The 11,892-nt window shown below is 43.0% G+C and carries 8 protein-coding genes; 6 read left to right on the top strand and 2 right to left on the bottom strand.

What is annotated here, in order from left to right; all coding sequences use genetic code 11:
• The first annotated feature begins 46 nt into the window (after positions 1 to 46).
• From MKX41_RS14065 to MKX41_RS14040, 6 genes are all read left to right on the top strand, one after another.
• Positions 47 to 1,339: an ABC transporter substrate-binding protein gene (locus MKX41_RS14065; RefSeq protein WP_340971262.1), complete on the top strand. Its 1,293-nt coding sequence runs from the start codon at positions 47 to 49 to the stop codon at positions 1,337 to 1,339.
• A 28-nt stretch (positions 1,340 to 1,367) separates the two neighbouring features.
• Positions 1,368 to 2,243, top strand: coding sequence for a carbohydrate ABC transporter permease (locus tag MKX41_RS14060; protein WP_076121149.1), 876 nt, complete (start codon positions 1,368 to 1,370; stop codon positions 2,241 to 2,243).
• Positions 2,240 to 3,046, top strand: coding sequence for a carbohydrate ABC transporter permease (locus MKX41_RS14055; protein WP_339265913.1), 807 nt, complete (start codon positions 2,240 to 2,242; stop codon positions 3,044 to 3,046). The genes MKX41_RS14060 and MKX41_RS14055 overlap by 4 nt, the downstream gene beginning before the upstream one ends.
• A gap of 181 nt (positions 3,047 to 3,227) precedes the next feature.
• Positions 3,228 to 4,733: a hypothetical protein gene (locus tag MKX41_RS14050; protein WP_340971257.1), complete on the top strand. Its 1,506-nt coding sequence runs from the start codon at positions 3,228 to 3,230 to the stop codon at positions 4,731 to 4,733.
• Positions 4,734 to 4,745: 12 nt separating this feature from the next.
• Entirely contained in the window at positions 4,746 to 5,504 is a 759-nt protein-coding gene (locus MKX41_RS14045) for a DUF6063 family protein (protein WP_042129190.1), read from the top strand.
• A complete protein-coding gene (locus MKX41_RS14040; protein WP_340971254.1) occupies positions 5,491 to 9,972 on the top strand; it encodes a hypothetical protein in 4,482 nt (1,493 codons plus the stop codon). Before MKX41_RS14045 ends, MKX41_RS14040 begins: the two co-directional genes overlap by 14 nt.
• 176 nt (positions 9,973 to 10,148) lie before the next feature.
• Here MKX41_RS14040 and MKX41_RS14035 read toward each other — a convergent pair whose 3' ends face one another.
• Together MKX41_RS14035 and MKX41_RS14030 are read right to left on the bottom strand one after the other, a co-directional pair.
• Positions 10,149 to 11,036 carry a DMT family transporter gene (locus MKX41_RS14035; RefSeq protein ID WP_340971253.1) on the bottom strand — a complete coding sequence of 296 codons (888 nt, stop codon included), beginning with the start codon at positions 11,034 to 11,036 and terminating at the stop codon, positions 10,149 to 10,151.
• A complete protein-coding gene (locus MKX41_RS14030) occupies positions 11,033 to 11,884 on the bottom strand; it encodes an AraC family transcriptional regulator (RefSeq protein WP_340971252.1) in 852 nt (283 codons plus the stop codon). Before MKX41_RS14030 ends, MKX41_RS14035 begins: the two co-directional genes overlap by 4 nt.
• Between the last annotated feature and the right edge of the window lie 8 nt (positions 11,885 to 11,892).

The following is an 11,892-nucleotide window of genomic DNA, read 5'->3' as shown; positions in this document are numbered from 1 at the left end:
TAAAGAATGAACCGCTTACATACAAAGTCAAAAGGGGTTGTAGAAATTGAAAAAATGGTTATCAGTATTGCTCTTAGTATCAATGACAGCAACAGTACTCGCAGCTTGCGGGTCATCAAATTCAGCAGAGAAAAATGAAAGCGGTACTACTAAGAAAAAAGTGATCGCTTGGGCATGGGACCCTTCATTTAATGGTGCAGCTTTAAAAATCGCTGAAGATCTTTACAAAAAAGAAAATCCTGATTTTGAGCTAGAGGTTGTTGAAATGGCCAAAACGGACTTGGAACAAAAGCTGAATACTAATCTGGCAGCAGATGTTAAAGACGGTCTTCCAGATATTATTCTGGTAAATGATCCTAATATTCAAAAATATGTAAACGCATATCCAAATACCTTCGCAGATTTTGGTGACAAGATTGATTACACTCAATTCTCTCCATACAAGGTCGATGCACTTAAGGTAGACGGTAAAATGTATGGTGTTCCTTTTGATATTGGTTCAACAGGTATGTACTACCGCTCGGATTATCTGGAGGAAGCAGGTTTTACGGATGCAGACTTACAGAATATCACTTGGGATCGTTATATTGAAATCGGTAAAATTGTAAAAGAAAAGACGGGCAAATACATGGCGACCATTAATCCAAATGATGAAGCCTTAACCTCCATTCTTCTGCAATCGGGTGGATCGTGGTACATCACACCTGACAATAAAGGAAACTTTGTTAATAACCCTGTAATGACAGAGACCCTTCGTGTATACAAAGCGATTTCTGATTCCGGGATTGCTAAGCCTGTTACAGGCTGGAGTGAATTTGTAGGCAGCTTTAATGCTGGTGATGTAGCTACAGTAGTATCGGGAGTGTGGCAGGTATCATCTATCATGGATGCTAAAGATCAAAGTGGTAAATGGAAAGTAGCGCCAACGCCAAGATTGGGAATTGATGGTGGTGTTAATGCATCGAATGAAGGCGGTTCCAGCTGGTTCGTGCTTGATGGCTCAGCTAATAAAGATCTTGCAATTGATTTCCTGTCCAAAACAGTGGGCTCCAGCAGTGAATTCTACGAGCGATTCTTGACGGAAAATGGCGGTGTGGGTTCCTTTATTCCGGCATTCTCCAGTGAGGCTTATGGTCAAACCTCAGAGTTCTTTGGTGGTCAAGCTATCTACAGCGATTTCACGAAATGGTCTACAGAAGTTCCGGGGATTTCTCTGGGAATGTATACACAGGAAGCAAAAGATGCACTTAAAAATGAATTGCCAAACATTCTGAATGGCGCGGATTTGACGCAAAGCTTAGCTAACATCCAAAAATTGTTCGAACAACAGGTGCAATAAATATAAAGTTAGCAGGTGGGGATAGGATATGGAGAAAAAGTGGAATAAATCTACTATCGCGGGATGGCAGTTCGTATTATGGCCTTCACTGATCATAATGCTGTTTAGCTTCTATCCCATGATTCAATCATTACTGTTATCATTTCAATCAGGGAAAGGGACTGTGTACAGTTTTGTAGGGCTCAAAAACTATGTGCGTCTATTCTCCGACCCTATGTTTAGACAAGCGGTCTCGAATACTTTATTATACCTGGTTATTCAGGTGCCAATTATGTTGTTCTTGGGCTTAATCATTGCCTATTTTCTTAATATGCCTGGTTTGCGCTTTAAGGGGTTTTATCGTACGGCGATTTTTCTCCCGTGTGTAACCTCATTGGTGTCTTATGCAGTCTTGTTCAAAAGCATATTCTCTGTAGACGGTATTCTCAACCGTATGCTTATGTCCATTCATTTAGTGAGTGAGCCTGTTGGATGGCTCACTGACCCACTTTGGGCCCGTATTGTTATTATTCTAGCAATCACATGGCGTTGGACGGGTTACAACATGATTTTCTATTTATCTGCTATGCAAAATATTGATCCTAGTGTGTATGAGGCGGCTTCTATTGACGGAGCTTCAAAGACTCGGCAGTTCTTCAGTATCACTACACCAATGTTGAAACCAATTATTTTGTTTACAGCAATTATCTCAACGAATGGTACGTTGCAATTATTTGATGAGGTCGTTAATATTACCAATGGTGGACCGGGTAACTCGACAATGACGATATCGAATTATATCTATAATCTATCGTTCGTATATACTCCTAACTTTGGTTATGCGGCTACAGTCTCCTATGCCATTGTAATCATGGTAGCTGTGTTGGCATTTCTTCAACTTAAGGTGGGAGGCGAAAAAGATTGAGCAAGCTAAATAAATCAATCATTCATTTCTTTTTAATCATAGCGTCTGTCATTTCTCTATTTCCTTTTGTGTGGATGCTTATTGGGATGACGAATACTTCTTCGGATATAGTAAAAGGAAAATTCTCGTTTGGCTCAAGCTTTTCCGATAATGTAAGTCATTTATTTGGCTCGACCAACCTTGGCCAGGCGTTCTGGAATTCTGCTCTGATCGCGGTCGTGGGTACCCTCCTAACATTGCTGCTTAGCTCGATCGCAGGGTATGGATTTGAGATTTATCGGACGAAAGGTAAAGATCGCCTGTTTGGTATTCTAATGCTCTCCATGATGATGCCGTTTGCAGCGATCATGATTCCACTGTTCCGGATGTTCAGTAAATTTGGAATTTTAAACACGCCTGTAGCAGTTATTCTGCCTACCATTACAACCGCGTTTATGATTTTCTTTTTTATGCAGAATACCAAATCCTTCCCGCGAGAATTGCTGCAAGCAGGTCGTGTGGATGGGCTGGGTGAATTGAGATTATTCACAAAAGTGTATATGCCAACCATGAAACCAACCTATGCGGCAGCAGCGATTATTACATTCATGAGTAATTGGAATAACTTCCTGTGGCCGTTGATTGCACTCCAAAGTCAGGATAAGAAAACACTGCCTTTGATCGTGTCATCGTTAGCTTCGTCTTATAATCCAGATTATGGCATGATTATGGTTTCCATAGTTATCACTACATTGCCGACAGTATTAATCTTCTTCTTGCTGCAGAAACAATTTGTGCAAGGGATGCTCGGATCTGTGAAGTAGTAACAAAATGATATAGTAGGGACGGGGGCATTTAATTGTCCCCGTCCTTATAAGATTTTGTTTAACAATAAATAGCACAACCTTCGATGAATTGATATAATAGAAACATATATTCGCGTACTTCAGAACCCTATACGGATGTATACGGGTTTTATTTTTATTTGGTGAGGATGGCAGAAAGATGAATTGGTCGGATTTTGGCGAACGAAATAAACGATTGAATCCCCTATGGAATCTGGGGGCTGGGATGAACCTTGGCGAAATCCAACCTTACAAAGAAATGGTGTCTTTAAGCATCTTGTTGCAGGTCTATTATTTGGAGCTAGAGTCCAATGAGAGAAGATCCAAGGAAGATATAATAGCGTTGGCTTGGACTGCATTGGAACGGTTCAATATTGCGAATCTCGGGACTACCGAATCCGTAGAACGTTTAGTAGATGGCCTGCTCTGGAGCGGAAATGGTGGGGATTTCGAATCCTATTATTATGATGATGCGGCTCGGCAAATGTCTGTGCAGAAATATAAGTATTTCATGGTGGATGAGGATGCGACCCGCAGTAGCTGGGAAGAGAGCGGCAGAACAATCTATCGTCTCTCCGAATATGCCATGGAGCTTATTTTTATGAGTCATGAGATTATTGAAGAGTTCCAGATCAGCATCAAGCTGCTCGAGATTCAGATGCATATTAAGCATGGACGTGTAACTCGGGCGCTTCAGGATGTGAATGAGCTTATCTCCCGGGTTCGGAAGATGACCCATGAACAGCAGGAATACAGGAATGCATTGCGCCGTAACCCGAAGCATATTTTCAGTGAATTTGGAGTGGCTCGGCATCAGCGACTCGAAGAAATTCATCAGCAGTTCGAGGAAGAACGCAAGCATTTTGATAACATTCATCGTTCTCTGGCCCGGCTTGCCAATGACGAGAAAGATGTGATCGACTTTAACGAGATTCGTATTCTTTCAGAACGAGTGGAGCTCTCTAGGCGAGTACACGATGAACTGGCCGAGATAGTCTTGAACATTTTTGAGGTGGAGACTAATTTAAGATTGAACTTCCCTGAATTATTCTGGGGAGCAGCCGGATTTAACTTCCGTACTCATATCTGGGAGGAATGGGTTAAAGAAGAGGGGCTTCCAAGCGGCGACAGCCTTGAACTGCTTCTTGGCGGATTGTTTGCTCCGAATCAGGATTTTGTTTATCCGCTTCCCTGGGCTTGGGAGGAGCAAGAGGTTGGTTTTATTCCGGAATTTGTGATGGATGAACTTGATGATGAGATAGATGCGGAGACCGTTCAATATATTCCTAAGGGGATTCCTTGGGCGGAAGTCGTTGAACTGTGGAAGCCTGTGTTCAATGCTCTAGCCGAGTGTGGAAGCTTTACATTTACTGAGGAAGCTTTTACCACGGAGGAATTAACACGTTGGGCACGCACACCGGATGCTATAGATCTATGGGTGCAGTTTTTTCATTCTGAAATTACAGTACAAGAACAAGCTCCAGAGAACAGCAACGGATCCGATGAATGCCAGTTGCTAATCCGGTATGTACTAGAGGATGATCCTCAACTGGAGAGCTTGCACGGCAAGCTGCTGCGGACGAGCATTGTTTCAGAACCATACCCAAGGGTACGCTGGTCTGGTCTGGACATGAGTCCATATATTATTAAGATCGTGGAGAGGTGAGAGGTTACAAGCATGAGTTATACATTAGAACAGGTACAGCAAGCTTCACGGCTATTTTTTGAATTACTTCGTAAAAAAGTAATTCCTCTCGATGATCCTGCGGCGGCAGAATGCCTGCAGGACGCTGGAACATATGATGCGCTTCAATATGTTGCCAAGGAGGCAGGCTGCCGAGTGATGAATTCCGGACAACGTCTCCATCTGCTCGTCAATCCACTCGGGTCAGTGTTCGCCACCAACTTTACCCAGTTGAAGAATAAATATTCACGAATTGAGCGCAAAACTCATTTACATATCATTAATATTATCATCCTTGTTTTTCTGGCCGAGATGGACCAGGACGAGACTCATTTTAAGTCCGGACAGGACAGTATGTCCTATATACAGATATCCGATCAGGTGTCTTCACTTTTTCAAGCTTGGATACAGATGGATGATGAAGGTCAGTTTAGCCAGCAGTGGCGGTTGGATATCCAAGCGATGTCGAAGGTGTGGACTAACCTTTATATGCAAACTAAGAGTCAGGAAGAGAGCGATCTTCTAACAAGAGGCGCAGGCTCACGAATTGGGCTGATTCATGAAGGCATGAAGCTCCTGGAAGAGGAGAAGCTCGTGTTCATCTCAGAGTCAGAGAAGCGCATATTCCCGCGGGAAGAGCTTTATGAGAGAATGCGGTATTTATATCATGATGTTGACCGGTATCAGGAATTAAAGAAACTCATTGGACGAACTTTAGCTGAGAAAGACGGTGCTACTAATGCCGCGGATTGAACGCATACGGATTACAGGACTTAAATACGAGAAAATGCTCAAGAAATATGATGATATGATTCTGGACCTCTGCAACGAAGAGGGGCCGGCCAATACCCTTATAACGCTTATGAATGGCGGCGGGAAGGGCGTACTGCTGCAATCTATATTTCAGTTATTAATGCCCAAAACGCCATGGGGAAAAGACAGTGAGAACCAGGTTGAAGCATTTTTTCATAACCATAAAAAACAACTTAAACCTTACACCTTTCACGTAGCTATCGAATGGCATCTCGACAACAGTGAGCGTAATGAGTACATGACGACTGGTATTGCTATGACAGCACATAATTCGCTGGATCAGCAGGACATAAAAGTAGATTACTTACTGTACGCACTTACAGATTACGGTGAAGCATCTGAACTTACCCTTTCTACGTTGCCGCTCTTTGATGAAGAGTCTGCTGAACCTACGAGTTTTGAAACGATACAGCAATTTATACGAGATCGGCGGGGAGAAATTGTACCTTTCGGTAGCCATAGCTCGGATTTAAAAAGATATTATGATTTCCTGGCTACTCGGGATATTCATATCGCCGAGTGGCGTAATATGAGGCGAATCAATGGGGAAGAGGGCGGTATTAAAGGTTATTTTAAAAAGAATGATGCCTTTACCAACCATAACTTATTCGAAAAGTTAATTATCCCTGAGATAGGTTCCAGTCTAAATGAGGGACCCAAAGAAGAAGACAATACGCTGCAGCGGATGTTTATTGACACGGCGACAGTAGCTCAGCGTCTACCGATGCTTGAACAGCGGGAACAGGTCTACACAGAGTTTCTTGGCATGGCTGCACCTTTATACGAGCTGGTGAAGCTAGGAGTAGAGGCAGAGAGTGTTGTTCAAGAAACTGAACTTCGTGGGCGTCAGATCTTTACGGTTATTCATGAAGAGCAGAGAAATGCGGAAGAAGAGCGAAGTAAGGTTGGTAATGAACTGGCTGGGCGTTATCAGGATGCGAAGCAATTGCGATTTGAGACGGACAATCTAAAGTATTTGCGCAGCAAGGAAGAAATGGAACTGAAACAAGATGAGTTCAAAAAGCTTAGTGATGATCAGAGACGTGCACGTGGACGGCTGGACGATTCCAAGGCTCAGGAGAAAAAGCTTGAAGTGGCTCATTTCTTAGCTAAACGTCTGCTCCACACACGACAAATTGAGCAATGGCAGAAAGAAATTCAAGCAATCGAAGGATCTCTGGAGATGAAAGAACGTCAAGAGGTCATTCAGACGGCTAAAGAAAAGCTTCGTAAACAATGGGATGTGGTGTCAAGCCTCTGGCAACAAACGATCAGTGGGTTTGGAACCGCGGAGCGGGCTCTGACGAGTGAAGAAAAAGGTCTGCGCAAGGAGCGGGAGAGCTTTCTGCTGGAGTTAGCTGGTCTGGATATTCAGATTAATGAATTGACGTTATCTATCCGGCAATATACAGAAGAGCTTGGCACATTCGCAGCCCAGCATGGTCAAGAAGCTGCCCATACTCCGGTGGCGGCGCTTCAACGTACGATTTCTGCTGCCAAAACGATACTTCTGGATATGGAAGCGTTAGAGGAACAGCATAAAGAGGCTGAGAACCGAAAGCTGGTACTGCATAAGAATCATGCCGAGCTCAGTGAGAAACATCGCTCTTATGAACGAGAGATTGATGAGCTTGGGGTACAGCTCGATTCTCAGACCTATAAAGAATCACAGTTATGGTCACAAATCGTTGTGCTGCTGGAAATGTTTGATGAACATAATCGTTTGGGAGCTACTGGTCTTTTTGAAGAGAAGGATACGATTCAACTACGATTTATCCGAAAAATGGATGAAGTGGAGCAACAGACAAAACGTTCCAGACGAGAGTACTACAATCAGCTTATGGACGTGGAACTTCAAAATCAATCCTACTGGCTGCCGAATTCAGATATTCTCGCGGTCAAGGATACACTCGATTCGCTCAAGATTCAATCTACACCGGGTAGTTCCTATCTAAATGATCGTCCATACCTTGAACGTGAGGAAGAACTAGAGCACCATCCACTCCTTCCTTATAGTCTGATTGTTACCCGGCGCGAAGCTGATAAAATTAAACCGGATTTGCTGAAGGACATACTGCTGAAATCAGCGGTGCCTATCTTTATCCGTGAAGAGATGGTAGCTTCAGATCCAGTATCTTTTAAGCTTCTAGCTAACCAAGGCCCACAAATGGTACTGGAGCCAGATCGTTTCTTAAACTTTAAGAGCGGTATTCAGGCGAAGCTTAAGGAGCAAGAACAAGTGCTTCAGGACGCGGAGGCTTATTTATCGAAGTTGAAATCTGTGCGTCAGGAATATGAGCGGTTATATCAAACAGAGAACACTGTGACGATTACAGCCAAACGCAATACCCTTATGAAACTGCAAAGTGAACTTCAGCAGAGCATTATCAGTCTGAGCAACGAGATGGATGAGAACGAGTGCACGCTTACTCGGATCGGTCGGGAAATCTCCGAGTATAAGTCACTTAGTGCAGAGCATGAGCAGAGAGCAGCAGCGTTGCAAGGTTGGATTGAACGTTCGAAGAAACATGAGCAGGATCAAAAGGAGAAGAAAAAGTATACAGATCGTAAGAGTCTAGTGAGCAAAGAGCTTGCGAGTAAGGACCAGCAACTCGAGCATCTTGAAGCGCAAATGTTAAGCCTTGGCGGAGAGCGTGAGAAATGGATGGGTGATGCCAAGTATGCTCTGTTCCCTAGACTGCAGCATTGGTTCCCTGAAATTGTATTTCCGATATATCATCAGCTTTCGGATGATATGGAACCCACACCAATAGATCCCGTAGAGCAGAACCTTCTGTTGCAGCAGCTCAGTACCGTTGAAAGTCTGCAGCAATCGCTGACGGAGAATGAGCTTGAAATTCGAACAAGAGCCGCCCAGATTAAAGCGGCGAGCGAAAATCTAACGGAGCTTGAAGCCAGCCTGAATCAAGTGGATGAGAATTGGCGGAAGGTAACAGAGCCTGCTGAATCTACTGAATCCATTATGGCTGCAAGAAACCGTCAAAGGTCAGAAACTGCTTCGCTGGAAGAGGACTATCAGATGGTTCACGACTCTTTCATCCGCTGCCAGACCGAATTGGAGAATTTGCAGAAGGAACTGCGCAAGGTAGAAAAAGGAATCAAAGAGAAACACGAGCGTGCGGTGGAGATTTGGAATGAAGGGCTGGAGCAAAAAGAAGCAGACATTCAGGCGCGTTTCCAAGAAAACGAGCTCATGCTTAATCAGTGTAAGCGATCTTTGGAACGAATGGATGCACTCATTCAGACGTTATCCAATCAAATCAAGATCATGAATGCACATATTGAGGATCGGGTCAATCTACGGACTGTGCCAGAAGAATTAATGCTGAGCGTAAGAGAAGGCTGTGAGTCACTGGTTGCTGACTGGCTTCTTCGTATTAAGGATAGCCGAGTTAGACGGGACGAGGTCTCCAGAAAGGTGAAGGAAGAGAAAAATTCATTAACCGGAAAACTTGCCAAAAACGAACGGAATTCTGAACTGGAGACCAAGATTCTAGATCGTTTAAATACGGTCCATTGGGATAATTTCGCTATTGCTCAGCAAGTCCTAGATTCGATGTTACGTAGTTCACGTGATCAGATTGAGAGTATTCAAAACGATAAGGAAGATATGGATCAGTCCCGTAAGATGTGGGTAGCTCGGGCTTCTTATCGTGTAGTACAAATCATTGATATTATGAAGCGAATGGAACGACGGATGATTATTCATAATGAGAATAATTATGCCTTCCCGCTGGTACGACTGAATTATAAGAATATCAATGTACCGAGAGCAAGCGATGAAGTAGAGCCGATGGTGAGCGACTATTTCAATCGATGTATCCAGGAACTGCTTGCAAAATATCCAAAGATTGAACAAGTGCCAGCAGTGGTAATCAAAGAGGTTATTAATGATGGACGAATCGTCTATGCGGCACTTCAGAATCGCTTCCCGATTCTTCAGGTATATAAACCGGTAACGGAGAATTACTTCCTCTATGCCGCTCCGGAAGACTATCATTATTCCGACTGGGAGATCATCAATCGCGGTGCGCTGGATGAGGCTGTCGGCAGTGGTGGACAGCGTCAATCTGTACAGCTGTTGGTAGCCATGATGATCATGACGCATAAACGAGTGAATCGTGAGAACAAAGGGTGGACGGTCTTTTTATATGACAATCCTTTTGGAGAAATGGTTTCTAATAATGTGCTTGATCCCGTATTTGAAATTTCTAAGGCTCTTAAATTTCAGTGGCTGATTGTAACGCCACCGGAGCTAGTGAAGAATGACGTTAGCGTTCGCTTTGGTGTGTACTGGCAGCTCTATTTCGGAGGTGTCAAAAGGGATATGTTAGAATCCACCCTAGTCAAGGGAGGAAGAAAGCTCATTCCTGTTTCGCTTTTTTGATCAGCAGCGTTTACCAGCGTACACAATGAAAGGGGCGTAGCGAAGTAGCATTAAGCTACTCCGGTACGCCCCTTTTTTCGCGTTTAGGATGAATTAGGGAAATTGTCCCTAATTAGTTTTTAGATACACTCCATATATTGGAATATCTTCTTATTTTAATCATAGGAGATGAATGATTATTTCGGTTTGCGTTCAGAAATATATGAACCGGTTAGCGTCAAGAAGGTTCCCAGCAAAGTTGCCCAAGTGATCTTTTCATTCAGGATAAGGGCAGAGGCTGCCACCGTAACTACAGGCACAATATATATGTACACACTTGTTTTTACGGCTCCTAAGATTCCTACAGCCCGATTCCAGGTGACAAAACATAAAGCAGAGGCTCCCAGTCCTAAAAAGAGGATGTTAGTAATATTTTGGGTGTCTTTGAATCTACTTAGATCCAAATGAAAATCAAAGATAAATAAAGCTGGCAGCATAAATAGGATTCCATAAAAAAACACTTTACGGGTAGCCCCAATCGTATGAACCTGTAAATCGCTTGTTTTTCGCATTAATACAGAGTAAATGGACCAAACCATAGGGGCTATGAAAGCCAAGAGGTCTCCGATCGGGTTCAGTTTTAGAAGAAAACTTCCATTTAGCCCGATTAAAATAATTCCAGACAGCGCAATTACAAATCCTAATATAAACTGACGATGAAATTTCTCTTCCTCCAAAAAGAAGTGAGCAATCACTGCTGTGAAGAATGGAGCAATTGAGACAATCACGCCTACATTGGAAGCAAGGGTGTAGACTAGGGCAATATTCTCTAGAAGAAAATATAAAGTAATTCCACATAATCCTGCTGAAATAAATAGTAATTCTTCCTTAAAGGATTTCGTTCGCACTGGACGTGAATAGATCAGTAACAATACAAAGTAACCCAAAAGAAAGCGGAAGAACAGGATTTCAACAGGTGTAAAATCCGTTAATAATATTTTTGAAGAGATAAAGGTTGTTCCCCAGATGATAATCGTAATTAGTGCCAGCAGATGTCCCGTATGGGTCTTGCGTTGATCCATCATATCGTGCGTTCCGTTGATCGCGTTTGTCCCGGCTGCTGAATAAATATACGCATGTATTGCTTAGGGGTTAAGCCAATCAATTTTTTGAAAAAATTTGTGAAATGGCTCTGATCGCTGAATCCGGTTAGTGAGGCCACTTCTATGGGGAGTACTCCTTGTTCTAAAAGTCGTTTGGCCTGATTAATCCGAATGGTTTCCAAGTATCGATAAGGAGATATCCCTTTTTGTCTGGTAAATAAACGCAGTAAATGATATTTGCTTAAGCTTGTCAATTCACTTAATTGATTGAGGGTAATATTCTGCGCATAATGAGTCTCTATGTATTCGCAAATGGTTTTGATTTCAGAGGTAAGGTCTTGTGAAGAATAGAAGGGCTCTGCATCGGAATATTCCCTCAGAAGCTGCTCCAGGAGAAACAGAAACAATTCTTCTTTTTGAAAATCAGTTTGATCCTCTAATATCATTTGATGTAGATCGTGTAATGAGGTTGCCAGTTCACTTTGGTATAGCGCATTATGTGTGAACCGAGGCAAGTAGTCCATGCCGGTAATTTCAAGCACATACTTACGCATTATCTCAGGCTGAATATTGAAGGCGCGGTAATCAAAGGAGTTTCCGTCCATCGGTTCACAGATGTGGGTATCCTGCGGATTAAAGATGATAACATCTCCGCTGTTAAGGATATGTTCTTCATTGTTACAAATCATAAGTCTTTTGCCTTGTTCAATAAAACCTATAACGTAATAGTCATGAAAATGGTTAGGGAATTTCTGCATGATCCCTTCAAAGCGATACGCCTCAAAATTCAAGCCGCTATCGAAGACGATGGTCCGAACTTCACGAGTCACTGCTGCAC

The sequence above is a fragment of the Paenibacillus sp. FSL R5-0475 genome (assembly GCF_038004585.1).
GTDB lineage: Bacteria > Bacillota > Bacilli > Paenibacillales > Paenibacillaceae > Paenibacillus_AQ.
The sequence above is the reverse complement of the archived record's forward strand: the minus strand, read 5'-3'. Positions and strand labels throughout refer to the sequence as shown.

What these genes read in the sequence shown, in the direction of transcription:
- MKX41_RS14045 (WP_042129190.1), top strand. Translation starts at nt 4,746, where the DNA reads ATGAGTTATACATTAGAACAGGTACAGCAAGCTTCACGGCTATTTTTT.
- MKX41_RS14040 (WP_340971254.1), top strand. Translation starts at nt 5,491, where the DNA reads ATGCCGCGGATTGAACGCATACGGATTACAGGACTTAAATACGAGAAA.
- MKX41_RS14035 (WP_340971253.1), bottom strand. Translation starts at nt 11,036, where the DNA reads ATGATGGATCAACGCAAGACCCATACGGGACATCTGCTGGCACTAATT.
- MKX41_RS14060 (WP_076121149.1), top strand. Translation starts at nt 1,368, where the DNA reads ATGGAGAAAAAGTGGAATAAATCTACTATCGCGGGATGGCAGTTCGTA.
- MKX41_RS14050 (WP_340971257.1), top strand. Translation starts at nt 3,228, where the DNA reads ATGAATTGGTCGGATTTTGGCGAACGAAATAAACGATTGAATCCCCTA.